Annotated in this window: 26 protein-coding genes; 12 read left to right on the forward strand and 14 right to left on the reverse strand. The window is 61.6% G+C overall.

Annotated features, from left to right (window positions below):
- Positions 1-18 precede the first annotated feature (18 nt).
- The 5 genes from RA302_RS26750 to RA302_RS26770 form a co-directional block, all read right to left on the reverse strand.
- Positions 19-651, reverse strand: coding sequence for an HAD family phosphatase (locus tag RA302_RS26750; protein WP_007730818.1), 633 nt, complete (start codon positions 649-651; stop codon positions 19-21).
- 38 nt (positions 652-689) lie between these two features.
- On the reverse strand, positions 690-1,364 hold the full coding sequence (locus tag RA302_RS26755; RefSeq protein WP_030536041.1) for a TetR/AcrR family transcriptional regulator: 675 nt from the start codon (positions 1,362-1,364) through the stop codon (positions 690-692).
- Positions 1,365-1,432: 68 nt separating this feature from the next.
- On the reverse strand, positions 1,433-2,824 hold the full coding sequence (locus tag RA302_RS26760; protein WP_030536042.1) for an MFS transporter: 1,392 nt from the start codon (positions 2,822-2,824) through the stop codon (positions 1,433-1,435).
- 250 nt (positions 2,825-3,074) lie between these two features.
- A complete protein-coding gene (locus RA302_RS26765) occupies positions 3,075-4,730 on the reverse strand; it encodes an AMP-binding protein (RefSeq protein WP_030536043.1) in 1,656 nt (551 codons plus the stop codon).
- 3 nt (positions 4,731-4,733) lie between these two features.
- Entirely contained in the window at positions 4,734-5,705 is a 972-nt protein-coding gene (locus tag RA302_RS26770) for a phosphotriesterase (RefSeq protein WP_030536044.1), read from the reverse strand.
- Between the two features lie 157 nt (positions 5,706-5,862).
- On the opposite strand from RA302_RS26770, the gene RA302_RS26775 reads away from it, so the two are divergent.
- From RA302_RS26775 to RA302_RS26785, 3 genes are all read left to right on the forward strand, one after another.
- Positions 5,863-6,423 (forward strand): QsdR family transcriptional regulator, encoded by a 561-nt coding sequence (locus RA302_RS26775; RefSeq protein WP_003943195.1) that lies wholly within the window; start codon positions 5,863-5,865, stop codon positions 6,421-6,423.
- Between the two features lie 102 nt (positions 6,424-6,525).
- Positions 6,526-7,230 carry a FadR/GntR family transcriptional regulator gene (locus tag RA302_RS26780; protein WP_003943086.1) on the forward strand — a complete coding sequence of 235 codons (705 nt, stop codon included), beginning with the start codon at positions 6,526-6,528 and terminating at the stop codon, positions 7,228-7,230.
- Between the two features lie 15 nt (positions 7,231-7,245).
- Positions 7,246-8,052 (forward strand): ATP-binding cassette domain-containing protein, encoded by an 807-nt coding sequence (locus tag RA302_RS26785; RefSeq protein WP_030536045.1) that lies wholly within the window; start codon positions 7,246-7,248, stop codon positions 8,050-8,052.
- Positions 8,053-8,064: 12 nt separating this feature from the next.
- Here RA302_RS26785 and soxR read toward each other — a convergent pair whose 3' ends face one another.
- Positions 8,065-8,505, reverse strand: a complete 441-nt coding sequence (gene soxR / locus RA302_RS26790; protein WP_003943238.1) for a redox-sensitive transcriptional activator SoxR — start codon at positions 8,503-8,505, stop codon at positions 8,065-8,067.
- A 63-nt stretch (positions 8,506-8,568) separates the two neighbouring features.
- On the opposite strand from soxR, the gene RA302_RS26795 reads away from it, so the two are divergent.
- On the forward strand, positions 8,569-9,999 hold the full coding sequence (locus RA302_RS26795; RefSeq protein ID WP_030536046.1) for an MFS transporter: 1,431 nt from the start codon (positions 8,569-8,571) through the stop codon (positions 9,997-9,999).
- 32 nt (positions 10,000-10,031) lie between these two features.
- Positions 10,032-10,244 carry a hypothetical protein gene (locus tag RA302_RS26800; protein ID WP_007730800.1) on the forward strand — a complete coding sequence of 71 codons (213 nt, stop codon included), beginning with the start codon at positions 10,032-10,034 and terminating at the stop codon, positions 10,242-10,244.
- Between the two features lie 9 nt (positions 10,245-10,253).
- Here the strand turns inward: RA302_RS26800 and RA302_RS26805 are convergent, their stop codons facing one another.
- The 3 genes from RA302_RS26805 to RA302_RS26815 form a co-directional block, all read right to left on the reverse strand.
- Positions 10,254-11,348 (reverse strand): GGDEF domain-containing protein, encoded by a 1,095-nt coding sequence (locus RA302_RS26805; protein WP_338478559.1) that lies wholly within the window; start codon positions 11,346-11,348, stop codon positions 10,254-10,256.
- 147 nt (positions 11,349-11,495) lie between these two features.
- Positions 11,496-12,635 carry an EstA family serine hydrolase gene (locus tag RA302_RS26810; protein ID WP_030536048.1) on the reverse strand — a complete coding sequence of 380 codons (1,140 nt, stop codon included), beginning with the start codon at positions 12,633-12,635 and terminating at the stop codon, positions 11,496-11,498.
- Between the two features lie 104 nt (positions 12,636-12,739).
- On the reverse strand, positions 12,740-13,630 hold the full coding sequence (locus RA302_RS26815; RefSeq protein WP_230587520.1) for an oxygenase MpaB family protein: 891 nt from the start codon (positions 13,628-13,630) through the stop codon (positions 12,740-12,742).
- Between the two features lie 44 nt (positions 13,631-13,674).
- Here RA302_RS26815 and RA302_RS26820 point away from each other — a divergent pair, with 44 nt between their 5' ends.
- Positions 13,675-14,346, forward strand: coding sequence for a TetR family transcriptional regulator (locus tag RA302_RS26820; protein ID WP_080712722.1), 672 nt, complete (start codon positions 13,675-13,677; stop codon positions 14,344-14,346).
- Between the two features lie 10 nt (positions 14,347-14,356).
- Here the strand turns inward: RA302_RS26820 and RA302_RS26825 are convergent, their stop codons facing one another.
- Together RA302_RS26825 and RA302_RS26830 are read right to left on the reverse strand one after the other, a co-directional pair.
- Entirely contained in the window at positions 14,357-15,049 is a 693-nt protein-coding gene (locus RA302_RS26825; RefSeq protein ID WP_030536051.1) for a GntR family transcriptional regulator, read from the reverse strand.
- 9 nt (positions 15,050-15,058) lie between these two features.
- A complete protein-coding gene (locus RA302_RS26830) occupies positions 15,059-16,201 on the reverse strand; it encodes an acyl-CoA dehydrogenase family protein (RefSeq protein ID WP_030536052.1) in 1,143 nt (380 codons plus the stop codon).
- Positions 16,202-16,328: 127 nt separating this feature from the next.
- On the opposite strand from RA302_RS26830, the gene RA302_RS26835 reads away from it, so the two are divergent.
- Positions 16,329-17,855, forward strand: a complete 1,527-nt coding sequence (locus tag RA302_RS26835; protein ID WP_030536053.1) for an aldehyde dehydrogenase family protein — start codon at positions 16,329-16,331, stop codon at positions 17,853-17,855.
- Positions 17,856-17,867: 12 nt separating this feature from the next.
- On the opposite strand, the gene sfnG is transcribed toward RA302_RS26835, so the two are convergent.
- A complete protein-coding gene (sfnG, locus tag RA302_RS26840; RefSeq protein WP_030536054.1) occupies positions 17,868-18,992 on the reverse strand; it encodes a dimethylsulfone monooxygenase SfnG in 1,125 nt (374 codons plus the stop codon).
- 98 nt (positions 18,993-19,090) lie between these two features.
- Between sfnG and RA302_RS26845 the strand changes: the two genes are divergently transcribed.
- Entirely contained in the window at positions 19,091-20,311 is a 1,221-nt protein-coding gene (locus RA302_RS26845; RefSeq protein WP_030536055.1) for an SfnB family sulfur acquisition oxidoreductase, read from the forward strand.
- 6 nt (positions 20,312-20,317) lie between these two features.
- On the opposite strand, the gene RA302_RS26850 is transcribed toward RA302_RS26845, so the two are convergent.
- Positions 20,318-20,980, reverse strand: coding sequence for a TetR/AcrR family transcriptional regulator (locus tag RA302_RS26850; protein WP_030536056.1), 663 nt, complete (start codon positions 20,978-20,980; stop codon positions 20,318-20,320).
- Positions 20,981-21,099: 119 nt separating this feature from the next.
- Between RA302_RS26850 and RA302_RS26855 the strand changes: the two genes are divergently transcribed.
- On the forward strand, positions 21,100-22,494 hold the full coding sequence (locus tag RA302_RS26855) for an MFS transporter (RefSeq protein WP_003942889.1): 1,395 nt from the start codon (positions 21,100-21,102) through the stop codon (positions 22,492-22,494).
- 6 nt (positions 22,495-22,500) lie between these two features.
- Complete coding sequence (locus tag RA302_RS26860) at positions 22,501-23,496, forward strand: ABC transporter substrate-binding protein (protein WP_003943156.1); 996 nt, start codon at positions 22,501-22,503, stop codon at positions 23,494-23,496.
- On the opposite strand, the gene RA302_RS26865 is transcribed toward RA302_RS26860, so the two are convergent.
- Entirely contained in the window at positions 23,483-24,310 is an 828-nt protein-coding gene (locus RA302_RS26865; protein ID WP_030536057.1) for an AraC family transcriptional regulator, read from the reverse strand. The two genes, RA302_RS26860 and RA302_RS26865, sit on opposite strands and share 14 nt — an antisense overlap.
- A 140-nt stretch (positions 24,311-24,450) precedes the next feature.
- Between RA302_RS26865 and RA302_RS26870 the strand changes: the two genes are divergently transcribed.
- Both RA302_RS26870 and RA302_RS26875 read left to right on the forward strand, forming a co-directional pair.
- Entirely contained in the window at positions 24,451-25,119 is a 669-nt protein-coding gene (locus RA302_RS26870) for a DsbA family protein (RefSeq protein WP_030536058.1), read from the forward strand.
- Between the two features lie 147 nt (positions 25,120-25,266).
- Positions 25,267-25,698: a MarR family transcriptional regulator gene (locus tag RA302_RS26875; RefSeq protein ID WP_003942924.1), complete on the forward strand. Its 432-nt coding sequence runs from the start codon at positions 25,267-25,269 to the stop codon at positions 25,696-25,698.
- Positions 25,699-25,749: the final 51 nt, after the last annotated feature.

Below are 25,749 nucleotides of genomic sequence, written 5' to 3' on the forward strand. Positions count from 1 at the left end.
TACCGAGAACCTACAGTTTCACTGCATGGGCAGTAGTCCGAACGTCGATTCCAACTGACTGCGAGTGCTTTCCGCATCGGTGTGGAGAATGCCGGCGATCCCCAATCGTGCCGCGCCGTCGAGGTTCTGTTGCAGGTCGTCGATCATCACGGCGCCTTCGGGCGCAACACCCAGCCGCTCGCACGCGATGGTGTAGATCTGACGAGAGGGCTTACGAATCCCGACTTCCGAGGAGATCACCACTTCGTCGGCGAGGTCCTCGAGCACAAAACCCGCGTAGCAATCACGCCCGAAAGCATTGGACACGAGCGCAACAGGGTGACCCGCCGCTCGGACGTCCGCAATCAGTCGCACCATCTCTTCGTCTCGGACAAGCCCGGCCTGCATACGGTCGACCAATCCTTCGCTGTCCACGACGGCGCCGTGCGCTCGTAGCCGTTCCCCGAATCCTGCTTCGAAGGCCTCCTGGTCGATCTTTCCGGATTCGTGATCGGAGAGCAGTCGCTTCGAGACGTCGTCGCGGGAGAGCAGGGTCAACGGAAGTCGTGGGTCGCCCCCAAGCGAGGCTCCGAAATCTTCGAAGGCTCGCAGCACACTGGAGGTGAGAACTCCACCGAAATCGACGAGCACTGCCGTACGCGTGGGTGTCATTGCTCCATCAGACACCAAACGTGAACCCGGCGTCAACATCAATTTCGGCGTAGCGAGAATTGCAAAGTGTTGATCCACAACCGGTTGACGGTATCGAGCAGACCGTCGAAGGTCACTCCGGCGGCGCCGTCCTCGCCGCCGCGGGATACGAAGTACCCGAACGCAAGTCGACTGATCATCCCGGAGAGTGCCCGAGACGTCAGTAGCGGATCCAGATTCGCGTCCGCCAGTCCGGCCTTCTGCAGCTTCTCGATACTGCGCGCGTTGCGTCGAACAAACGCGTCAGCACGCTCGAGGCGGAGAACCCGGAACTCCGGATCGATGCTTGCTACCTGCTCGAGCAGTCCCATCAGCTTCGCGTTCCGTCGGTACGCCTCGAGGTACGCGCGGTTACTCGCCGCGATGACCTCAGCAGGATCCGCGCCTTTCGGAGTGTGCGGCATACCCGGATGCATCATGTCTTCGCGTGCCAACTCCATCACTGCCGCGAAGATCTCTTCTTTGCTCGCGAAGTAGGTGTAGAAGGTACCGGCCGAGCACTGCGCCTCCACAGTGATGTCGATCAGCCGCGAGTCCAGATAGCCGGACCGTTCGAAAACGGTGCGGGCCGCATCGATCAACGCTCGCCGCGTACGCAAACCACGCTGAGTGGAGGGGAGTTCCCGTGACACTGTCGACAAAGCATCTTCGGAGCCTGTGCGTGCTGCAGCCATGCTCCAGTTATACGTCAGACGCCCGCTACCGGTGACCGATAGCGGGCGTCTGCTCGAAACCGAAAGAGTTACTTGGCGTACAGGTGCGCGCCCGGAATTGCGTTCGGATCGTCCCGAACTTCCTTCGGGTTGGTCTCTTTCAGCACCCAGGCACTGAAGAAGGTCACCAAGCCCATGAGGGCTACGAACACGGCAACCCATGTCGTGGTTCCGGTCTTCGCGATAAGTGCTGTCATGATGAACGGAGTGCCACCGCTGACCGTGATCGCAGCCAACTGGTAGGCCAACGATGCTGCCGAGTAGCGCACGTTGGGTGCGAACAGCTCACCCATGTATGCCGCGATCGGCCCGTAGGTCATCGACTGGAACACGCTGCCAACCGTCACCGCGATGAAGAACAGCGGCAGGGACTTGGTGTTGATCAACCAGAAGTACGGGAATGCCCAGACCACGATCGCCGCGGCGCCGATCAGGATCATCGGACGACGACCGATCTTGTCGGACATCTTCCCGGACCACAGCACCACGCCGACTGTCAGCAACGCGCTCAGGAGCGAGATGATGAGCAGTGAGTTCCGCTTCAACCCCAGTTCGGTTGTGCCGTAGCTGAGCACGCCGGCGATGCTGATGTAGAACAGTGCATTGGTGGCGGCCAGAAGTCCGCAACCGAGCAGAATCTTGCGCCAGTGATCCTTGAGCGCCTGCGCCAGTGGAGCCTGAACGACGACGTCCTTTTGGTTCTTCTTGGCGTCTTCCTGCAACTCGAGGAATTCCGGCGTGTCCTCGACCTTCGTCTGGATGTACAGAACCACAGGGAAGAGCAGCGCGCTGGCGAAGAACGGAACTCGCCAACCCCAGCTCAGGAATGCATCATTGGAAATGGTCGCGGTCGCGACGAGGAAGACCAGGTTGCCCAGCACTACACCGAACGAGACACCCATCTGACCGAAAGTGCCTGAGAATCCGCGCTTCTTGGGACTCGCGGATTCGGTGAGGAGAAGGACGATTCCGCCCCACTGGCCACCGCAGGCGAGACCTTGGATGAATCGCAGTGTCACCAGAAGAATCGGAGCGACGACGCCGATTGCCGAAGCACTCGGGATCGCGCCGATCAGGAACGTCGCGACAGCCATCAGCAACAGGCAGGTGACGACAGCGGGCTTACGCCCATACTTGTCGCCGAAGTGTCCGGCGACCAAACCGCCGATGGGGCGGGCAACGAAGCCGGCCCAGAACGTACTGAACGAGAGCAATGTGCCCATCAGTGCGGATGAATCGGGGAAGAACACATGCGGAAAGACCAGTGCCGCAGCCGTTCCGTACAAGAAGAAGTCGTACCACTCGATGGAACTGCCGAGCAGTCCCGCGCCGAGAAGTTTGCGGTGCGCCTTCTTCTTCTTCCGTTCCTGATCGGACAGGCCCCCTGCCTGCGTGCTCGAATCCACTGCCGATCTCGTCATGGGTTACTCCTCGATGGGTCGGACGCTCGTCGCGCCGGGAGTTGAGAAGCGGAACCGGGCCAGAAGTAGAAACTGACACCAACTTCAACTCTGTGGCGTTGCGATCAGTCTGCGATACAAAAAGAGTGATGTCAATCACTGAAATGCATTGCCGCATAGGGGACTAAATCCCCTACCGATGCTCGTCAGCCACCACGACGAATGGCCGGCTCACCTTGTCGGCGGCCGGCAATTCGTTTGTCAGGCAGATCTAGTTCGGTACCCGCAGTTCACGACGAAGAATCTTGCCGCTCACTGTTTTCGGGAGGTCATTCATGACCTCGACGATGCGTGGATACTTGTATGCTGCAAGCCTTTCCTTGCAGAACTCGACCAGATCCTCGGTGGTCGCCTCGGCACCGTCCTTGAAGGACACGAAGGCCTTCACGGTTTCGCCGCGATACGGATCCATGACACCGACGACAGCAGCCTCTCGTACGGCGGGGTGTTCGTAGAGAACATCTTCCACTTCGCGTGGCCACACTTTGAAGCCCGACGCATTTATCTGATCCTTCATCCGGTCGACGATGTAAAACCAACCGTCGCCGTCCATGAATCCGATGTCGCCGGTGTGAAAACGCCCGTCCGGCATGGCATGTGCGGTCTCGTCCGGCTTGTTCCAGTATCCGAGTGCAACCTGGGGACCGGAGACCACGATTTCGCCGTACTCCCCGACCTGTACCGGCTTGTCGTTCTCGTCCACCACCTCGGCGTACGTATTCGATACCGGTACGCCGACAGCAACGGCCCCCGACGCCGGATCTACCGGCGCTTCACGCGAATTCGGCACCACGATTGCCGGGCTGTTCGTCTCGGTCAGCCCGTAGCCGTTGTGAGTGTAGTGACCGAACTTCGCCCGGAACGCTTCCAACGCCGCGTGCGGGATCGGCGCGCCACCTGAATACACCGACTCGAGAGAGCTCAAAGATTCCTTCGAGACTGCGGCGCTGTCCGTCCACGCGATGAATACCGTGATCGCTCCGATGATCGCGGTAGCCCGATGCTCCGAAATTGACTCCGCTGCAACGATGGGATGGAATCGGCAGGTCAGAATCGTGGGCGCGCCGGCTAGGAGTGGAGCCGCGACGTGCCCGATCAACCCGGTGATATGGAACAGTGGCGCCACCGCGAACATCGCGCCGCCGGGGCGCAACCCCAGCCAGTCCCGATAGATCTGCGCTGCGAACACGACATTTGAGTGCGTGTTCATCGACCCCTTCGGCGGGCCGGTTGTCCCCGACGTATAGGGAAGGTAGGCAAGGTCTTCCGGGGACAGATCGACCTTCTCGGGCTTCTGCCCTCGATGAGCCTCGATCAATTCCAGTAGATCCGGAAATCCATCGTGCCGAATCCTGGACGCCGAACCGAAGATCCGTTCATCGTCGCGCGACTGAAAATCCAGTTCCGACGTGGTGATCACCCGTCTCACTGCGGTGCCCTCGGACGCAGTCGCCACGGTCTCGGCCGAGGACTCGAGACAGATGACTGCCGCCGCTCCGCTGTCGGCCAGTACGGTGGACAGCTCACGGTCGCGGTACATCGGATTGACCGGAACGACGACGGCACCGAGCTTCCAGACCGCGACTGTCGCGATCACGAACTGCGGAACATTCTGCAGGACAAAGGAAACTCTGTCTGCGAACCCGATTCCATCCTTGGCGAGGGCTACGGCAAGCGCATCCGACATCTCGTCGAGCTCGGCAAAGCTGACGGTCCTGTCGAAGTACCTGATGATCGGGGCAGTGCGATCGCGCTCCAGCGAAGCACGGAACATCGCGAGGGCGTCGACGTGCTCGATGTCTACGTTCGGCGGAGTGTCGGCGTCGTAATTGGCGAGCCAGGGCTTGCTCTCGTACACGTTGGTCATATCTCAGCTCTCGAAGTACCGACGTGGGTTGTCCACCAGCATCGCCTTGACCTGGTCTTCGGTGACACCACGTTCGAGCAGCGCCGGAATGACATCATCACTGATGTGGGTGTAGTTCCAGTTCGGAAGTGCCGCTTCTCTTGCAGCACTGGGGAAGTAGTCGATGAAACACGACGCGTCATGTGCCAGAACCATCTTCTCCGCGTAACCGCGACGGGCCATCTCCACCACGGTGTTGACACGATCCTCGAACGACAGGAACGGTTCGAGACCAAAACGGTCCATCCCCAGTAGCGAACCGGCATCGGCCAGCGCACACAGGTAATCGAGATCGGTGGTGTCGCCGGAGTGACCGATGACCACCTTGGTCAGATCCGCACCCTCTTCGGCCAGAACCTTCTGCGCGACCAGCCCGGATTCAGTGTGCGGGTTGGTGTGCACGGTGATCGGCACTCCCGTTTCCACCTGCGACTGTCCGACCGCGCGCATGACCCGCTCGACGCCGGGGGTAAGGCCCGGCTCCTCGATGGCGCACTTCAGGAAGGAGGCTCGGACACCGGTTCCGGCGATTCCTTCCCTGATGTCCTTGACGAACAGTTCGACCATCGGCTCGGGGCCGTCGAACAGCAATCCCGGTCCGGTGTAATGGAATTGGAAGGGAATGTCGTTGTAGGTGTAGATGCCGGTAGCAACGATGATGTTGAGATCGACCTGCTCGTTGATCCGGACGATTCGCGGAATGTACCGGCCGAGGCCGATCACTGTGGGATCGACGATCGTGCTGATTCCGCGGGACTTCACCTCGGTCAGCTTTGCTACTGCGTCCGCTACCCGCACTTCCTCGTCCCAGGGTTCGGGGTAGTCGGGGTAGTTCTGGCGCAACTCCTCACCCAGAACGAAGACATGCTCGTGCATCAACACCTTTCCCAGATCGGCTGTATCCACCGGCCCACGAACGGTTTGTACTGAACTCATCGATCGAACCCCTGACTGTGATCGCCATCACTAACATGAGACAATGAGCTAGTGTGTCTCACGTGGCCAGGTTCGTCAATAGGCTCGATCCCCCGAGGCTCACCATTTTTCAACGGCCGAAATTGTGCAGTACCGGACAACCGGAGAGAATGTCCCGATGCCTACCGACCTCGAACGCCGACGCGCGATCGACACCGCCGCGAGCATGTACCTCGCGGAGGAACCACTCGACATGTCACTGCTCGCCGAACGTCTCGGCGTAGGCCGCGCGACGCTGTACCGCTGGGTCGGCAACCGCGACGAACTGCTCGGAACAGTGCTGGCCGAGGCCACCGAACGGACATACCGAAAGGCGATGTCACAGGCGTCGGGGCAAGGTCCGGAGTACATTCTCGACGTCTTCGGCCGCGTTATGCGATCGGTGGAATCGTCGACAGAACTGCGCGCGCTGACCAAACGCGAACCGATGGTGTTCATCAAACTCGCGATGATGCCCGGCTCCATCGAATCGATCTCCGCCTCCATTACCGCCGAAATCTTGCAGTCCCAGGTCGACGCCGGCCAGCTGACGATCACGCTCTCGCCGCAAGTGCTGGGCGAAGCCCTCGTTCGCATCTGCGACGTACACCTCTACGCCCCCCTGCTCGGCCGAGAAAAGGCCGAGATCGAGACGGCCCTCGACCTGATCGCACTGCTCCTCGGCGTCACCCGCAACTGACACGCTTCGACCGCGTGAACACTACGGCGACACACCGGCCATCCGAGTCCTCAGACGTCTGATGAGTTGTTACTCTTTCGGTACCCACCCGAGAGGCAAGCCGTGTCCGACGACCACACAGGATTCACACTTCGCAGTGGTCCGCTGGTACCGCAACTCGAACAGTTGCTGCGCGGACGAATCATGCATGGAACGTGGGCGCCGTCCGAGCGCATACCGAGCGAGGCGGCCCTCGCCGTCGAACTCGGCGTCGGGCGTTCCTCGATTCGCGAGGCAATCCGCCTCCTCGCTCGCGACGGACTACTCGAAGTCCGACACGGCGTCGGAACCTTCGTGGCTGCCGCGTCCGAACTCGAGCACGTCGACGAATTCACCAAACTTCTTCGACGCTCGAGGATCCTCGAGGTCTTCGAAGTCCGTCGCGCACTCGAGATCGAGGCCGCCAGACTGGCCGCGGAGCGGGTACAACCCGAGGACCTCGACGGCCTGCGGCGGCGACTGACCATGCGACACAGTCATTTCGAGGGTGATGTCGAGAAGTTCGTCGACGTCGACCTCGACTTCCACACCGAAGTCGTTCGGCTGTCCGGAAACGCAGTTCTGCTCTCGCTTTTCACGTCGGTGCGTCCACTCCTTCGTGAATCCCTCGTCGAGATGATGGCCCACGAGGCCGGCGTCCCCGACACCTCACATGCCCATGATCAGTTGGTCGAGGCCCTTCAAGACGCCGACCCAGAAGCCGCGGTAGCGGCAACTCGAGCAAACATCGACACCGTCCTACGACGACTGCGTGTGCTCGACGCCTAAGAGAGGTTAGTTCTCGTGCAACACCCCACCGGCACAGTTCTGTCGACCGAACACGTGGATCTCGTCCGCGACGGCCGATACTTGTTGAAAGACATCAACATTTCGATCGAACCCGGACAACACTGGGTCCTCCTCGGCGCGAACGGCGCGGGCAAGAGCACGCTTCTGAGCCTGCTCGGAGCAACCGCCCACCCGACTCGCGGTTCCGTTTACGTCCTCGGCCACAAGTTGGGCCGCGTCGACATGAGGGAACTGCGGATGGACATCGGGCACGTGAACCCTCGTCACACGATCGGAATTCCGATCACCGTCCGCAACGTCGTGATCACCGGCCTCACCAACACCACCGAGGTGATGCCGCGCTGGTCACCGACGCCGGAGCAAGAGGCTCACACCGACGCACTGATCGATCTACTCGGAATGAGTCCGCGTTCGGACGCACTGTGGCCCAACTTGTCCCAAGGCGAACGGGGACGAGCCCTGATCGCCCGCGCACTCATGGTCGAACCGCGCCTGCTTCTGCTCGACGAACCGGCGACCGGGCTCGATCTTGCTGCACGCGAACAACTCTTGACGGCACTGGACGACCTCCGCAATCAGAACCCGTCACTTGCCAGCATCCTCGTGACGCACCACATCGAGGAGATCCCCAGCACCACCACACATGCTCTTCTGATCAAGGACGGCGTCGTGACCGCCAGCGGCCTCGCCGAGGATGTGATCACCACCCAGAACATCAGCGAGTGCTTCTCGCATCCCATCGAGATCGAGCGTCGTGGTGGTCGGTGGAATGCTCAGTCGCGGCCACGCGAAAGAGTGTGACCGACAGTAGTTTCAGAGACGTCTGGCGCCGGGCCCCTCCCGGCCCAGTTCGTCTCCAGGGTTGAGAAGGTTGCATGTTTTCAGTGACAGACACCCGCAGCCGATACAGCCCGTCAGTTCGTCCTGCATCCGGTTGATGGCCTGCTTGCGATCCTCGAGGCGCTGATTCCACTCCGTGGAAATCTTGCGCCAGTCCTTCTTCGTCGGAGTTCGCCCCTGCGGCAACGATCCGAATACTTCGGCAACTTCGGCCAGGGGTATCCCGAATCTGACTGCCAACTGGATCAGCGACACCCGCCGGATCGAGTGCCGCGGGAACTTCCTCATATTTCCTGCCGTCCGCTCCGCAGGAACCAGACCGAGTGTTTCGTAGTAGCGCACAGCCGACACGGCGACGCCAGTGCGCTCCGATACCTCGCCGATCGAGAGAAGTTCGTCACTCTTACGGATCATTCTGCCTCCCAATGGCTGCGCGACATTGACCTGAAGCGCACTCGAGATTCTACCTTCGACAACATGCACTCCCCCACCGATGCTCCCACCGGAACCTGGCGGCAGCTCCTGAGCGGTCGATACCTCGGCACCGCTACCGTCCTCGCAGGCGGCGTTGCGCTGTACGCGACCAACGTCTACCTGACGACCAGCCTGCTTCCGACTGCCATCGACGACATCGGCGGTCAGCAGTACTACGCCTGGACCGCGACGGTCTTCCTCATTGCTTCCGTCATCTCTTCGATGTTGGTCACCAACGTCCTCGCCGCCAGGGGACCGCGCGGGGCCTACCTGATCGGCCTCGCGATCTTCGCGCTCGGCACCGTTGTCTGTGCGGTCAGCCCGACGATGGAATTGCTGTTGGTCGGCCGCACGATCCAGGGTTCGGGCGGTGGCCTGCTGGCCGGTCTCGGTTACGCCGTCATCAATGCCGCGCTCCCCAGACATCTGTGGACTCGCGGGGCCGCGCTGGTTTCGGCGATGTGGGGAGTCGGCACCTTCGCCGGCCCTGCAATCGGCGGTGTCTTTGCTCAGTTCGGAGCCTGGCGATGGGCTTTCGGCGTCCTGGTCATCGCGACGATCGCAGTCGCCGCTCTCGTCCCCAGCGCGCTACCGGCACATGAACCGGGCAGCACCACCAGTAGCCCGGTGCCGGTCCTCTCGCTGGCATTGCTGACTGCGGCAGCTTTGCTGGTCAGCGTTGCCGGAATTCTGTCCAACCTCGCCGTGACCGCCGCAATGGTTCTCGCCGCTGTGCTGCTACTGATCGCTTTTGTCGCCGCTGACCGTCGCTCGCGCCACGGCGCACTACCGCCGTCGACGTTCAACGCGTCATCTCTCAAATGGGTGTACCTGACCATCGTCGTCCTCGCCGTCGCGTCGACCGTCGAGACGTTCATTCCACTCTTCGGGCAACGACTTGCCGGCCTGGCGCCTCTCGCGGCCGGATTCCTCGGGGCCGCACTCGCTCTCGGCTGGACTCTCGGCGAAATCCCGAGCGCCTCGGCCACGACCCCTCGTATCGTGCGACGAATCGTTGTCAGCGGTCCGATCCTCGTCGCGATCGGGTTGGGCATCATGGCAGCATTTCTCACCGAACACGCCGGTGCCGGTGCGGTGGTCGCGTGGGTGATCGGACTGCTGTTCGCCGGCGTCGGAATCGGCATCGCCTGGCCTCATCTTGCAGTCGGGGCGATGACCTCGGTCACCGATCCCGGAGAAGGTGCGCGTGCCTCGGCTGCCATCAACACCGTTCAGCTGATCGCCAATGCTTTCGGTGCAGCCCTGGCCGGAGTGCTGGTCAACATCGGCGAACCGTCGACGCTTCGTTCTGCGCAATTGCTTCTCTTCACCTTCGCCGCTGTCTCGATCATCGGCATTGCCGTGGCAGCTCGCGCACTTCCGCGAACGCCCGACAAAATCGGCAGCCCCGAAATCGTTCACGACGCTCGCTAAACTGTGAGAAACCCACACGGAGGAGTTGGCCAGTGACAGAACCGGATCCGGGCACAGTGGAAACCGACTTCCCGAAGACGGGAGCTCCCGCACAGCGCGCGCTGATCGCAGCGGGTTACACCCATCTCGCGCAGCTGACGTCCGTGTCCGAGAAGGAACTCGGCGCTTTGCACGGGATGGGACCGAAGGCCTTGAGGATTCTGCGCGAAGCACTCGCCGAACGTGGTCTGAGCTTCGCCGACTGAGCTCTCACATCAGACCAAGCTCGCCCGCACCTGGTTGCCACCTTCGCGCTTCGCTTCGTACATCACCGAGTCCGCGACGCGGAAGAGTTCGGCAAAAGCAGCGTCGACGGACTCACCCGGATTCCGGGGCGCGGTGCGGACCGCCATTCCGATGCTCGCGCTCGTCGGAGGGTCATCGTTCGCTCCGTCCATCGCGGAGCGGATCTGTCCTTCCAGCCTGGAGATCACGCTGACCGGTACCCGTTCGACCACGACGAACTCGTCACCGCCCATACGAGCAGTCAAGGCGGACTGGGTTGTCCACAAACGGATGCGCAGTGCAGTTCGCATGATCGTGCTGTCTCCTACGTCATGGCCGTGAACGTCGTTGATCGTCTTGAAGCGATCGAGGTCGATCACCACTACGAGCAGTGCATCCGCTTCGGTGACCGGAGCGCCCATCAAGTCATTCACCCGACGCTCCAATCCGCGACGGTTGAGCAGTCCGGTCAACGGGTCGATGTCGGAGGTAGTGGCATCCGAACCCAGGACCGCCAGAACAATCTGTGACACAACAGGAATCACGATGATCGTAGCCAGCACAACCGAGATCTTCGCCAGTCCCAAGCCGACGTCCGCTGCTGGCCCGAACAACAAAGTCCACCCCGAAAGCACCGTGACGGTCGAGGCGAAGACCAAGTGACCGACTTGGAGTTTCGGATTGTGGAAGAACGCGATGTAGCCGCCGATCGACGCGAAAACGACGCACGCGATGAGTCGTCCCAGCGGTTCCGAGTCGGTTTCGGCCGCCGCCGCAATCGCGACGTCGGAACCCACGACAAAGGTGTACGACCACAGCGGCGTAGGCGGAAACAGCCACCAGATCAGGGCCGCGCCGAGGCACAGCGCGATGACCGCCAGATTGACCGCTCGCCAGAACGTACCTTGCGGACCGACGTCACTGAATCGCGCCGACAGCAACACCAGCCCCATCCAGAATGCTGTTCCGCCGACCAGCGCCCGGCAGGAAGTCAAGAACCCGCGGTCCTCGAGGTACCTGCTGAAACTGTGGAACTGGTCCGGCAACTGCCACCAGCGCATGACGACGTCGACCAAACCGTTCATCGCCGATCAGCCGATGCAGCTCCGCAACTTTTGGGCGTACTTCGACGAAACGGACTCGCTGATTTCCCCCCGGAGCACACTGGCATATCCGGCAGCATAGTCAGCGGCGACAGACAAAAACCGTTCTGCCGGATTTGAATCGGTCGATCAACTCAAAGCGTCGTAGGCCGCCGATACGTACTGCGCCGATCTCTCGGAACCGAGCAGACCCGGCCCCATCTTGTTCATCACGTACGAGAACGTCATGCGCTTCTCGGTGTCGATGATGATCTGCGAGCCACCCCAACCTCCCCAGAAGCAGATTCGCCCCTCCGGAATGAACGGGACGGACTCGGGCGTCGGCAATCCGAATCCGACGCCGAAGCGGACCGGCACGCCGAGGACGAGGTCGACCCCGTACGACTGCTCCTCGAAGATCTTGTCGATCGTTTCCTCCGACAGCAAGCGAACGTCACCGACCTTGCCACCGCACGCGATCACCGATTGGATCCTTGCGAGTGCCCTCGCATTCGAATGACCGTTGGCCGCACCGATCTCGGCGGCGCGCCACCCGTCGGTCCACGAACCTGTAGCGTCAGCGGGCGGCGCGGTGAATGTCTTCACCATGATGTTGTCCATCCCGAGTGCCGCGATGTCGATCGGCAACGGCGGTGGCGCAATCACATTCGAGACTCGCCCGTATTCCGACTTCGGCAAGCCCAGGCGGAAATCAGCATCGAGTGGGCCGGCGATTTCCTCGTCGATGAAGCGGCCGAGGGTTCGTCCGTCGATGCGCCTGACGACCTCGCCGATCAGGTGGCCGTAGTTGAGGGCGTGGTATCCGGATGCCGTACCCGGTTCCCACCACGGAGCCTGTGTCGCCAACCGGGCGGTGGCATATTCGTCGTCGCAAATGTTCTCGAGGGTGAACGGTTGATCCCACCCCGACACACCCGAGGTGTGCGACAACAGTTGCCGGACCCGAATTCGGTCCTTGCCCGCTGCTGCGAATTCCGGCCAGTACTGCGCGACCGGGGCGTCGAGATCAAGCAACCCGCGGTCGACGAGCATGAGCGCGGCCAGTGCGGTCACGGTCTTGCTGCAGGACCAGACATTGGTAACGGTGTCGCGAGACCAAGGAGCAGTGTGCTCGACGTCGACCCAACCGCCCCACATGTCGACGACGGATTCGCCGTCGATCGTCAGTGCGATCGCTGCCCCGACGTCCTCGCCGGAATCGAGATTGCGTGCCAGCGCCTCCTTCAAGCCAGAGAATCGCTGGTCACATACGCCTTCGGTGTTCGCCACTGACAGCCTCCACAGGAATGATGAAACTTGACGTCAACTTCAACTATGTCGAGTATGTGTCCGATTCACCTGTGGTGTCAATCACTTCAAGTGCCAGAGTCGGCTCAGACCAACGGGATTCCCTTGGCGATGCGCCGACGCAGATCCCAGAGATAGAAGTTGTAGGGAAACATCCGCAGAATCTTCGGACTGAACCGATTGACCAGCGCGGCGACGCGCATGGATCGGTCGAAGTTACGCTGCTGACGCACTGACCACGGGAGCCGCATTTCGTCACGAAAGGCTTGGGGCAGGAACCCGGTGGTGACAAATCGGTTGAGCGGACCGACCACGGGATGCAACAACTTCGGTGTGAAGGTCGCCGACGCGATCCCGTAGAGATGCTCACGAATCGTCTCGTCGATCGCCACCTTGTCGAGGTTCTCGTTCCAGTAGACCTCGAACGCATCCCGGTCCGCCGGCCACATGTCGCGTCGCATCTGAAGGGTTGTACCGAACGTGGCGCTGCGCTGATAGAACGCATCCCGGGTGACCGGATCGAGATCCCCGTACAAGATTTTGTAGACGTCCTCGAAGCCTCGGTACAGGCAGGCGGCTACCCACAACTGCAGTTCGGGATCGAACGCGTTGTATTCGACCGCGCTGTTCTCATCGGAGCGAACGTGCTTGTGAGAGCCGTTGACTGCGCGTCGGTACAGCTTCTTTTCTTCGTCCGTCGCCAGGCTTGCGACGGCGAGATACGTCAGCGTCGTCCGGGTTCGCTTCACCGGATGCCGATCCAACCGACCCGTCTCGACCTTGCTCTCATACACGCCGTAACCCACCGCCGGGCGCGCCAACTGCATGATGACGTTGGCGCCGGCTGCCAACAGTCCGAGCCCGGACATCGCCTTTTCAACCTCGGCGTCGATGTCGACCGCCTGGACGCCGACCGCTCCGAGGCCGCCTGCCACCGCTTCCTCGCGCCCGCCCGTCGAATCCCTACTCACCGTCATGGCAGAACCCCTTCGAAGTCATATCTGCGAACGCATGTTCTCAGATGAGTGAAACGCTGAAATGCCGAGATGTCAAGCAATCTCGGGATGCAAAGATGGTCTTCATGAATGACCAACCGCGTTCGTACGGTGGCGTCGACGGCGCGCTCCGCGTAGCCCAACGACGGGGTGCGCTGATCGAGGCCGGTCTGGAACTCATGGGCTCCGCCGAGCCCGAACTGACGGTCCGCGGAGTGTGCAAGAAGGCCGGTGTCGCGGCGCGGTACTTCTACGAGAGCTTCACCGATCGTGATGCTCTGATGTCGGCCGTCTACGACACCGTCATCACGGACATCGCCGTTTCAACCCAGGCTGCAGTGGACGCCGCCGAGACCGAACGCGGCAAGGCGCTCGCTGGAATCGCGAATATCGTCCGCACTATCGCGAACGATCCCCGTCGCGGACGTCTACTGTTCTCCAGCGCCCTGACGAGCCCTGTCCTGGCCGAGAAGCGCCAAGCGTCGACGACGATATTCATCGGTCTCCTGGCCGCCAACGCGAAGACCTTCTACCGATTGAACGACAGCGGTCATCTGACCCTGACGGCCACGTTCCTGGTCGGCGGCCTGGCGCAGACCCTCAGTGCATGGCTCGACGGGTACATCGACGTGACGGAAGAAGAACTGGTCGCCGAATGTGCGGCGATCCTGCTCGCACCCGCCCTGCCGCCGTCTTGAGCCCCTGCATTCAGTCCCAGATCCCGATGTTGTCGAGGTGAGCGAGAAGTCGAGCAGCGCCGTCGGAGAACTGCAGACTCATCTGCGCGTCCACCTGTTCTCGATCGTGCTTCTCGAACGCCGCGATCAAAGCATCGTGGCTCGATACCGCAAGCTCACCCCAGCCTGGATCCGTCGCGTAGAGACGAGCAGGGGTGTACCGAATCGCGCCGAACAGGAACCATGCCAACTTCGCACCACCCGCAGCGCGATTGATCAGGCGATGGAACTCGAATTCGCACTGCTCGATCGCAGCTGCATCCGAAGCGTCGACCGCCGCTCGCAAATCGGCATTGAGTTCCGCGAGTTCCGCGAGTTGATCAGCGGTGATGTTGTCCATCGCCCGCAACGCCAGCTTGACCGCGATCTGCCCCTGCAACCAGAAGATGTCTTCGATGTCCTGGCGACTGAGGGGCGAGACGAGATAGCCGCGATGCGGAACCAACTCGACCATCCCCTCGCCGCGTAATGCGACGAGGGCTTCTCGCACCGGCGTGACGCTGACCCCGAGGTCGGCCGCGGTTTCGTCCAGCCTGACGAACTCGCCCGGACGGACCGAGCCGGACATGATCAGGTTGCGAACGTGGTTGGCCACGTCCTCCGACAACTGTGGCCGTCTCCTCAGCTCAGATGTCGCTCTCCGAGTGCGTGCAGACGTTGCCACAACCGATCCTCACAGTCCGTACGTTTTGCCGATGATGTCTCGCTGAATCTCGTTGGTACCACCATAAATGGAGGACACAAGAGTCTTTCGCACATGGTGCTCCATGTCGAACTCAGTCGCGTAACCGTACCCACCCATCATCTGCATCCCCTCGAGCGCGACCTTCTTGGCGGTCTCGGTCAGCTTGAGCTTGGCCATCGACGCTTCCCGCGGGAACATCTTGGTCGGGTTGGCGTCGACCATCCTGGCCACGCTGTAGACCAGCAGACGGCCGCATTCGATCTCCGTGGCGAGATCCGCGATCCGATGGCGAAGCGCCTGAAACGATCCGACCGGACGGCCGAACTGCTTACGCGTGGTTACGAATTCGAGGGTGTCGTCGAAAGCGCGCTGCGCGGTCCCGAGCATCATCGCCGCGAGGATGAGGCGTTCTATGTTGAGTCCGGCCATGAGTTGACGCCAGCCGTTGCCTACTTCCCCAACCACCGCGTCCTCGGGCAGAAATGTGTCGGTGAAGTAGAGATCGTTGACCTCCTTGCCGCCCATGGTGTCGATTCCACTGATCTTCAATCCGGAGATGTCGGCCGGGACATGGAACATCGTCAGGCCCTCATGCTTGCCTTCACCTCGGGATGTGCGAGCCACCAGAAGGACGTTCTCGGCGAAGTGCGCGTTGGAACACCACGTCTTCTGGCCGTTGATCAGCCACCCACCGTCGACCTTCTCGGCGCGGCAACTCAGATTTCCCACGTCGGAGCCCGCTTCGGGTTCGGACATCGAGATCGACTGAGACGCGCCACGGACGATCCCGCCGAGCACTGCCTCCTTCTGGGCCGGACTGCCGAACTTCTCGTATGCAGCCCCGGTGATGACGGTCGGGCCGAGTCCACCGATCGGCGCCATGCCCTTGGCGGCTTCCTCCAGAAAGATGCACAGGTCGACCGTGCTTCCGGCGGATCCGCCGTATTCCTCCGGGACAGTCAGCCCGAGCCATCCCAATTCCGCCATCTTCTCGTAGAACGCCTGGTTGTGGTTATGGGCGCCATGATCGGTCAGCAGGTCTCGCTGCTCACGGGTACCACTTTCCTTCTTGCAGAACGACGCTACCGACTTGGCGAAATCAGACTGCTCCTGCGTGAAATCCATGTACATCGAAAACTCCCGAGTGAGATGAGGCTGGAGGCTTGTCGGAGCTCGGTCCGACGCATACTGTGACTACCAGCACAGTAAATCACATCACATATATGTGATGCACCGACATGTGGAGGATCTGAAGAACATGACAGAACAGCTCGGCCGCCAGAGCACGTCCACGTCGACAGATCCGAGATCGGACGATCACACTTTCGCGAGCCTCGACCCTCGCAATGATTCCGTGGTCGCGCAGCACCCCATTGCAGACCAGCAGGAGATCGAGAAAGCGGTCGCCGCAGCACGCACGGCGTCGAAGTGGTGGGATCAACTCGGATTCCAAGGCCGCCGGAAGGTGCTCGGCAATTTCCGCGCCGCGATCGCCACTCACGCCGAATCGATGGCGGCGATCATTTCCGCCGAGACCGGAAAACCCAGCGACGACGCACTACTCGAAGTCATGCTGGCCGTCGAACATCTCGACTGGGCGGCACGCAACGCACAGAAAGTGTTACGCCGCAGACGCGTCGGTGCAGGACTGATCAGCGCCAACCAGTCTGCATCCGTTGGCTACCGGCCGATGGGCGTCGTCGGCGTGATCGGCCCCTGGAACTATCCGCTGTACACACCGATGGGGTCGATCGGCTACGCACTGGCCGCCGGTAACGCCGTCGTGTTCAAACCGAGCGAACTCTCACCAGGCGTCGGCGTCGAATTGGCCCGGCTGTGGGACATCGCGACACCCGGACACCCTGTCCTGCAGACCATTACCGGCGACGGCAAAACCGGAGCACTTCTGTGTTCGTCCGGCGTCGACAAGATCGCATTCACCGGTTCGACCGCTACCGCAAAGCGCGTAATGGCCGCCTGCGCGGACACCCTCACTCCCCTGGTCGCCGAATGCGGTGGCAAGGACGCCATGCTGGTGGACTCCGATGCCAACCTCGATGCGGCCGTGAGCTTCGCGGCATTCGGGGCAGTGGGCAACGGCGGACAAACCTGTGCCGGCGTCGAACGAATCTACGTCGCAGCGCCCGTGTACGACGCCTTCCTGTCCAAGCTCACCGCCGCGCTACGAGACGCCCACGCCGGCGCCACCGACAGCTCGACCTACGGGCCGATGACGCTGGGAAAGCAGACTGGGATAGTCCGGGGCCAGATCGAAGACGCTCTCAGTCGCGGCGCGAAAGCTGTACTCGGCGGACTTGATTCGTTCAACGGTCCGTTCATCGATCCGATCATCCTGACGGATGTTCCGGAGGATTCCACGGCGATCACCGAGGAGACGTTCGGGCCGAGCGTCGTGGTGAACAAGGTCTCCGACATGAACGAGGGGATCGAACGCGCCAATGCGTCGAAGTACGGCTTGGGCGCCTCGGTGTTCACCAAGAGTTCGTCGAAGGGCCGAGCGATTGCCGAAAAGCTCGAATGCGGTGTCGTCACGGTTAATTCGGTTCTCGGTTTCGCCGGAATCGCCGCCCTGCCGTTCGGCGGGGTCGGCGATTCCGGATTCGGCCGTATCCACGGAGCCGATGGGCTGCGTGAGTTCAGCAGTGTGAAATCACTGGCCGTTCAGAAGTTCAGCGCTCCACTGGACCTGCTGACCATCGAGCGAAAAGCCAGGGACATGAAGATCTCACGTTGGATGCTGGCGAAACGCCACGCGAAGTCCTGAGAGATCAGGCGATCAGCCGGCGGTGACGAGCACCTGCTCGTCGCTGTCGGCTGCTTCGAGTTCACGAACCAGCGGAAGCACCTTGGCCCCGAAGTATTCGATCTCCTCCTGGAAATGCAGGAATCCGCCGAGAATCAGATCGACACCGCGACGGCGATATTCGACGATCCGATGCGCGATTTGTTCCGGCGTGCCGATCAGTTGTGAGCGGAAACCGTCGTTGTACTGAACCAAGTCCTCGAACGTCGAATCCGCCCACATCCCGTCCTTGGACGCGGTCGATGCGCCGGCCTGTTGGACTGCATTCTTGAATCCCTCGACCGCAGGGCGGTTGGCCTTGGCGATGATCTCGCGCAGTGTGTCCTTTGCTTCCGCCTCGGTGTCGCGGGCGATGATGAATCCGTTGAGCCCGAACTTGACCTCCCGATCGTTCTCACGAGCAACACGGCGAACGTCGACCAACTGTTCGGTGACGCCGTCGTAGTCCTTGCCGTTACTGAAGTACCAATCCGAATACCGGCCCGCGTTCTCACGGGCTGCCGCCGAGTTACCACCTTGGAACAGTTCGGGATTGGGGCGCTCCGGAGTGTTGAGAGGCTTCGGCTTCAACGCGAAGTCGTGGATGCGGTAGAAGTCGCCGCGGAAATCGACGTCGTCCTCCGTCCAGATCTTCCGAAGAACCTGAAGGAACTCGGCGCTACGCCGATAACGCTCGTCGTGCTCGAGCCACGGCTCGCCTAGATGTGTGAACTCGTCCTTGAACCAACCACTGACGACGTTGACGGCAAATCGACCGTTCGACAAGTGATCGGCGGTAGCGCCCAGTTTCGCCAACACGGCCGGCTGCCAGAGTCCCGGATGCACCGCGGCGATCACCTTGAGCTTCTCGGTGGCCAGGAGAAGCGCAAGGCTGAAGCTCGTGGATTCGTGCTGGAATTCGGCCCCGTAGCTCGCCTCGTAACGTACCTGGCTCAGGGCGTACTCGAAGCCGTTGTTCTCGGCGGTCTGTGCCAGCTTCTTGTTGTACTCGTAGTCCCAGCTGGTCCGCTGCTCGATGTCGGAGGTGACCAGACCACCACTGACATTGGGCACCCAGTAGGCGAACTTGATCTCGTCGGCGATACGTTCAGTAGACATGAAACCCAGCAAACATGCAGTTCCCAGTGGTTTCCAGGGTAGCGATCACACAGGTTGTAAGTGTTGGGTGGGTGCTGCGACTGTGAAACGGTGGCAGCATGACTGCTGTGGACATTCAGGAGATCGCGCACCGCATCACCAGCGAGGACGAGGCGCTCTCGGTGGCGTCACAGCTGTCCGACGAGTTCGCGGCAGGTGCCGGAGTCCGCGATGCGCAGCGCCTCCTTCCCCACGACGAGGTTCGCACCCTGGCGCGGTCCGGCTTGCTCGGACTCTCGGTGCCGAAGGAGTTCGGTGGCATCGACGCAAGCACCGAGACGTTGGCCGAGGTCTTCCGCCTACTCGCCGAGGGCGATCCCAGCATCGCGCAGATTCCGCACAGCCACTTCACTTTCCTGGAAGCGCTCCGGTACCAGGGGTCTAACGAGCAGAAGCAGTTCTTCTACGCCGAAGCATTGTCGGGCAAGCAGTTCGCCAACGCCCAGAGCGAGCGCGGCAACCAGACCATCGACATCGACGGCACCACTCTCACCCCCGACGGGGAAGACTTTGTGCTCGAAGGTCGAAAATTCTATTGCACCGGAGCGCTTTTCGCAGATTGGATCGTGGTGCGTGCCGCCAATGCGGATCAATTCACCGAGACCGGCGCACAGGTGAAGTCCGCGGTCTACCTACCCCGGAATACTCCCGGACTGTCGATCGTCGACGACTGGGACGGCATGGGACAGAAGACAACTGCAAGCGGAACCGTGACCCTGGAATCCGTTTCGGTACCGCAGTTCAATGTCGTACCCTTCACGTCGCTCTTCACTCACCCGACCACCTTCGGAGCACAGGCCCAGATCCTGCACGCCGCGATCGACACCGGCATCGCGTCGGCTGCACTGCGTGAATCCGTGAAACTCGCGGCAAAGGCGCGTCCCTTCTTCGAGGCGAAAGTCGATACAGCGGTGGAGGATCCACTGCTCGTTCAACTCGCCGGCGAAGCGGCAATCGAGGTTCGCGCTGCCAGATCCCTCTTGGCGGAAGCAGCGCGATCGATCGACGTGGCGCGTCGTGATCCCACCGAGGACTCCACGGCCCGAGCATCCATCGACGCTGCAACTGCCAAAGTGGTCGGCGCCAGGGCGTCATTGGCGGCCACGAGCACGCTGTTCGAGATCGGTGGCACCAGAAGCGCAGGCGAATCGGCGAACCTCTCGCGGTTCTGGCGTGACGCGCGCACGCACACCCTGCACGATCCGACGAGGTGGAAGGTCCAGCACATCGGCCGGTGGACACTGTCCGGGACAATCCCACCGCGGCACGGGCTGCTGTGAACACACTCAGTCGGAGTTCATATATCCGCTGATCAAGACTTCCAGTCCTTCCAAGTAGCTCTCAGTCGTCGTCCCTCCAGGCCAGTCCTCGAGCACCTCACTGAGCACCGGCAGTTTCTCGGGCCCGATTTCTCGGATCTTGACCGCGAGAGGTGACACGCTGCCTTCCGGTCGCGTAGTGGTGTCGTAGATGTTGAGCAATGCGCCGAGTGTGTAGTTCCACAGCGCTCGATAGACCAACAGTGCGCGACGAGGTGACGTACCGAGTTCGACACACGCAGCCATCGCCCGATCGACCAAGACCACAGCGCCGCTCCCACCACGGCCACCGCGCTGAAGCAACTCAATGATCCAGCGCTCCGACGCCAGCTTTTCGAAGATCGCGGTGAAGATCGTGCGAAGCCGTTCGACCTGATCCTGCGGCAGGACCAGCGCGCCGAGATCTTGTGAGTACACATCGAGCACCGCGCTGATCAGCTGTTCCTTGTCGCCCACGTGCCGGTACAGCGCCATCGGCGTGGTGCCGAGCGACTTCGCCAACGCTCGCATGCTCAACGCGTCGGCGCCGCCGGTCTGTAGCTGCCGTTTCGCCTCGTCGACTATCTGCTCCGACGTGATCGTCGGGGGACGTCCGAGCCGCGGTGATCTCGGTTCCATCTTTTCGGCCATCCGTCGATTGTGCGCGCCCCTGCTACGACGCTCTCGCCCGGGGAACCCCTTGCATCTCAGTCGCCAGCAAGGTAAACCTAACTACTTATGAGAACGCGTATACAAATTAGGTACCTGCAATGACAACAACAACTCGAGCGGTAGCCGCACCGGCTCTGGTCCTCACAGCCGCCGCGGCAGCGCAGTTCCTGGTGGCCTTCGACATGTCGGTCATCAACGTCGCACTGCCCGACATTCAGGAATCGCTGAACTTTTCCGACGCCGGGTTGTCCTGGGTCGTCAACGCGTACGCCCTCGCCTTCGGCGGACTGCTGCTTCTCGGCGGTCGTCTGTGCGACGTGATGGGCACTCGTCGAGTTCTGGTTTCCGGGCTTCTGCTGTTCGCCCTCGTCAGCATCGTCGGCACCTTCTCCGTGTCCGCCGAAATGCTTGTCGGAGCTCGGGCGCTTCAAGGCGTCGGCGCTGCACTGATCGCGCCGGCCGGGCTCGCCGCACTCAGTCAGGCCTTTCCCACCGGACGCGCCAGGGCCAAGGCATTCGGCATCGGCGCAATGTCGTCAGCACTGGGCGGCGCACTCGGTGTCGTCCTGAGCGGCATTTTGACCGAAGGGCTCAGTTGGCGATGGGTGATGTTCGCCGGCGCACCAGTGGCCCTGATCGCCGCAGTTGCCGGTGCCCGTGGCCTGCCGGCCGGCCAAGCCGCCAGAGGCGGCTCCCTCGATCTCCCCGGAGCCATCTTGGCGACGGCCGGAATCACCGCCCTTGTCGGCACAGTGATCGCCACGGAATCACATTCCTGGACTTCGGGTTACGTGCTGGGTGGATTCGCGCTCACGATCGCGCTGCTCACTGCTTTCGTTGTGGTCGAAAGCCGCTGCGCCACACCACTGGTACGACTGTCCACCCTGCTTCGACCCCGAATCGGACTGGCCAACGCCATCATGTGCCTGGTGTGCGCGGCACAGTTCAGCGCGTTCTTCTTCGTCTCACTCTTCCTGCAACGCGGGCTGGGCTATTCACCGACCACCACCGGTCTGGCTTTCCTACCCTTCTGCTTCGGCCTGGTGATCGGCATCCTCGCGTCCACCAAACTCCTTCCGCGCTACGGAGTTCGACCGCTGCTCGTAGTCGGGACAGCAGTCGCCGCAATCGGAACTTTCATGTTTTCGACCATGAACCTCGACAGTCCCTTCTGGGCCGTCATCCTGGTGCCTTCGCTTCTGGCGAGCATCGGCATCGGTCTGTCGTTCATGCCGCTCAGTAACGTCGCCACCGCCGACGCTCCCCCCGAAGAAGTCGGCATGGCATCCGGGCTACTGAGTACATCGCGTCAGATCGGCGGTTCACTCGGACTAGCCGTTCTCGTGAGCGTCGCCGCTTCCTCGACGGCACGTTCGGACAGCGCGCCGACCGAAGCACTGGTTTCCGGATACTCCCAAGCCCTCTTCGTCTGCTCCGGCCTACTGCTGGCCGGTACCCTCCTGTCCTTCTTCTTCCCACGAATGGATCGTTGACCTCAGATGTTCACCACCCGAACCGCATTCGGCATCGTCTCGGCGCTTCTCCTGACCGTCGCCGGCGCAAGCGCGTGCAGCAGCTCCGCCGAGTCCGACACCGCCTCTGCAACTCGCTCCGTCACCCACGAACTCGGCACCGTCGAAGTTCCGGCCTCACCGCAGCGCATTCTCGCGCTCGACGAGTACGCGGGGTTGAGTGCACTCGCACTCGGCGTGAAGCCCACCGTCGTCTACAGCACCCTGCGATCGGACGTCGCCAAGTCGATTCTGCGCGAGCAGGGCGTCGAAGTTCTCGACAAACCAACCTTCTTCGCCAACCCCGCCGTCGAGGAGATCGCGTCCGTCGAACCCGACGAGATCTTGATGAGCAATGCCGGTCCACTACCGAGCCTGTTCGCGCAGATCAATTCCGTGGCGCCAACCTTGGTCCTCCCGTACTCGGCGCCGTGGCGTGATGTGCTCGAACAAGCTGGGGCACAGCTCGATCGAGGCAGCGAAGCTACCGCCATGATCGGAAAGCTGGAATCCGGCCTCGAAGGCGTCAAGTCCGCGGCTGCCGGCCAGAGCCTTGCGATCCTTCTCGGCTACAGCGGAAACCTGTTCACCGTGCCACCGACCACTCCCATCTCCACACTGGTCACCGAGGCCGGATTCACCAGGCCGGCATCGGAAGTCAACGCGACCAACAATCAAGACACCGGCACGATTTCCCCCGTCTCGCCGGAACTCCTACCCGAGCATGCGGCGCAGACCGTCGCCGTACTTTCCGGGCAGCAGTACGACGCATCCATCGTGCGAAACACTCCACTGTTCGACAACCTGACACCCGATCCGGCGCACGCTCTGGACGTCAGCGGTGATCTCTGGTTCGGCAGCCATCCTTTTGCCATCTACTGGATCATCCAGGATCTGGACGGCATCGCACATGGCAAGGGGCAGAACAGTATCGGAACCCTCGACAGCGCCGACGCGCGATGGGCGGCATTCAGCGCGCTCTGACGTCCTGACGGAAGGTCAGCGGAGAAACACCCACCCGGGTGGCGAAGAACTTCGTGAAGTTCGCAGAATCGTCGAACCCCAACTTCGACGCCACCTGGGTGACCGTGTCCGTGCCGAAAGACAGCAGACGTTTCGCTTCGAGAACCACACGCTGATCGATGTACTGCTTTGCCGTCATCCCGGCAGCGGCTCGGGTGGCCCGCAGCACAGTCTTCTCGGAGTACCCGATCTTGTTGGCGTACTCCGAAACCGAACGGACCGTGGCGAAGTCACGTTCGACAACGGCATGAAACCTTTCGAACACGTCATTGTGCGCCAGCACGGAACTCTGTTCCTGTCCACCGAGATGGGTCAGTTTCAACAGAATTGCTGTCAGCGTGTGCCGCAGAATGGCCGCGCGAACGACCGGCGCGGAAGTATCCGGGCAGCCGTAGTTCAGGTTCAGGTGTTTCATACCCGTGCTGATGGTCTCGAGGTTCTCGCCGGACAACTGCCACGCTGCCTGCCGACTGCGAGCGTTCCCGTCCAACAACTGCTGGCTGACGGCATCGAGCGACGAGGGCGTGAACAGAACAACCGTCGCCTCGAAGTCCTGGATTCGCCCCCACTGTTGCACCTGCCCCGGTCTGACCCAGAACACGGTCCCCGGGCTCACCGCGTAGTTCACGAAGTCGATGGTGTGTAGCGCCGAGCCCTCGGTCACCAACGCGAGCAAGTGAAATTGCGGACGTTGGGGGCCGACGAACTCTGCGCTTCCCCCGTTGATGCGAATGGTGTCCAGGCTGAGTACTTCGATCTCGGTCGCGTCAGCCACCGACGATGCGTACCCGACGTCCCGGACGGGTACTTGTCTGTTTTTCACTAGTTCGGGACTCATCTTCACCGTGACCGAATACCCGAATGCGACATATCGTCAGGGTATCAATCAGTTCACGCTCGGATAGGAATCTTCCAGTGCAGACATCACGCTCGGAAACAGCAGGCAAGACGCAACTCACCTACGTCTTCGACGCCTATTGCGGGTGGTGTTTCGGCTTCGGCCCTGCGTTGACGGAGTTCGTCCGTCAAAATGCCGATTCCATCGACTTGTCCGTGGTCAGCGGCGGACTGTTCACCGGTGAGCGCGTCGCGCCCATGTCTTCGGCTCCGTACCTGAAATCAGCCAACGCCACCATCGCCGCCCAGACCGGCGCTGTCTTCGGTGACGGATATTCACAACTGGTGACTGATGGGCGGTTCGTCATGGATTCGACGGATGCAGCGATCGGACTCGCCGCACTGCGCGCGCAAGATCCGACACGCGCCCTCGACATCGCGGAGGCCATGCAGATCGCGTTCTACCGAGACGGGCGCAGCCTTTCCGATACCGAGACGTACCGATCCATCGCGGAATCCCTCGAACTCGACCCATCTGCCGCGGTGTCTTCCCTGTTCACCGACGCCTCGAAGGATGCCGCCCGCGCTGATTTCGTCCGAGCACGCAGGCTCGGCGCCACTTCGTTTCCGACGCTGTTGTTCCACGGGAGCGACGGGTCCGTCGTGAAATTCGGTTCTCCGACCAGTACCGCGGCCGATCTCACCCGCGACCTGAACACGTGCGTGCGGGCGTATGCGGTGGCTTGACCCACGCACTTTTGCGAGCGAAAGGTACGCCCGGCGCCTTCAGTACGCCGAACGTACCTTTCGCTCAGCGTGACTTCACCCAAATCACTTCGGCCCCCCTTCTGGTTTGATGAACACCGAACGAATCGCACCAAAGGGGAAACGACAGTGGTTTCAGATCCGATCACGGGCCTGGAGATGGAACTTGCCGACATGTGGCAACGAGGACGCGCCCAGGCGCGCACCTATGCGCGCGCAATTCATCCCAAACTCGATCCGGCGCTCTACCCGGTTCTGGTCATCCTGAACCGTTCGGATGCGGTGCGGATGTCCGACCTGATCTGCACCCTCGATATCGAGAAGTCCACCTTGACCAGGCAAATCGACGCCGCAGCTCGACTCGGCCTGGTGGAACGAATCCCCGATCCCGACGACGCTCGCGCCAAGTTGGTAGCTCTGACCCCTGAGGCGCGAACGAAGCTCACGACCATCCGCAATCACCAGATAGATCGCTGGCGCGCTCGACTCGCGAAATGGGATACGGACGACATCACCACGCTGACAGCGCTGCTTCACCGACTGGGCAGTTCCGAGGACTGACGACAAATTAGTCGTGATGGGCAGCCCACTCGAACAGCCGGACGATTTACG

Origin of the sequence: Rhodococcus sp. DN22 (assembly GCF_036669995.1) — a bacterium.
GTDB lineage: Bacteria > Actinomycetota > Actinomycetes > Mycobacteriales > Mycobacteriaceae > Rhodococcus_F > Rhodococcus_F erythropolis.

Bases quoted from the DNA above. Each gene is read 5' to 3' on its own strand.
- RA302_RS26775 (WP_003943195.1), top strand. From the start codon at position 5,863: ATGCCTACCGACCTCGAACGCCGACGCGCGATCGACACCGCCGCGAGC.
- RA302_RS26795 (WP_030536046.1), top strand. From the start codon at position 8,569: ATGCACTCCCCCACCGATGCTCCCACCGGAACCTGGCGGCAGCTCCTG.
- RA302_RS26855 (WP_003942889.1), top strand. From the start codon at position 21,100: ATGACAACAACAACTCGAGCGGTAGCCGCACCGGCTCTGGTCCTCACA.
- RA302_RS26830 (WP_030536052.1), bottom strand. From the start codon at position 16,201: ATGTACATGGATTTCACGCAGGAGCAGTCTGATTTCGCCAAGTCGGTA.
- RA302_RS26770 (WP_030536044.1), bottom strand. From the start codon at position 5,705: ATGAGTTCAGTACAAACCGTTCGTGGGCCGGTGGATACAGCCGATCTG.
- RA302_RS26755 (WP_030536041.1), bottom strand. From the start codon at position 1,364: ATGGCTGCAGCACGCACAGGCTCCGAAGATGCTTTGTCGACAGTGTCA.
- RA302_RS26850 (WP_030536056.1), bottom strand. From the start codon at position 20,980: ATGGCCGAAAAGATGGAACCGAGATCACCGCGGCTCGGACGTCCCCCG.
- sfnG (WP_030536054.1), bottom strand. From the start codon at position 18,992: ATGTCTACTGAACGTATCGCCGACGAGATCAAGTTCGCCTACTGGGTG.
- RA302_RS26750 (WP_007730818.1), bottom strand. From the start codon at position 651: ATGACACCCACGCGTACGGCAGTGCTCGTCGATTTCGGTGGAGTTCTC.
- RA302_RS26760 (WP_030536042.1), bottom strand. From the start codon at position 2,824: ATGACGAGATCGGCAGTGGATTCGAGCACGCAGGCAGGGGGCCTGTCC.
- RA302_RS26820 (WP_080712722.1), top strand. From the start codon at position 13,675: ATGAGTGAAACGCTGAAATGCCGAGATGTCAAGCAATCTCGGGATGCA.
- RA302_RS26845 (WP_030536055.1), top strand. From the start codon at position 19,091: ATGACTGCTGTGGACATTCAGGAGATCGCGCACCGCATCACCAGCGAG.
- RA302_RS26815 (WP_230587520.1), bottom strand. From the start codon at position 13,630: ATGACGGTGAGTAGGGATTCGACGGGCGGGCGCGAGGAAGCGGTGGCA.
- RA302_RS26765 (WP_030536043.1), bottom strand. From the start codon at position 4,730: ATGACCAACGTGTACGAGAGCAAGCCCTGGCTCGCCAATTACGACGCC.
- RA302_RS26835 (WP_030536053.1), top strand. From the start codon at position 16,329: ATGACAGAACAGCTCGGCCGCCAGAGCACGTCCACGTCGACAGATCCG.
- RA302_RS26860 (WP_003943156.1), top strand. From the start codon at position 22,501: ATGTTCACCACCCGAACCGCATTCGGCATCGTCTCGGCGCTTCTCCTG.
- soxR (WP_003943238.1), bottom strand. From the start codon at position 8,505: ATGATCCGTAAGAGTGACGAACTTCTCTCGATCGGCGAGGTATCGGAG.
- RA302_RS26805 (WP_338478559.1), bottom strand. From the start codon at position 11,348: ATGAACGGTTTGGTCGACGTCGTCATGCGCTGGTGGCAGTTGCCGGAC.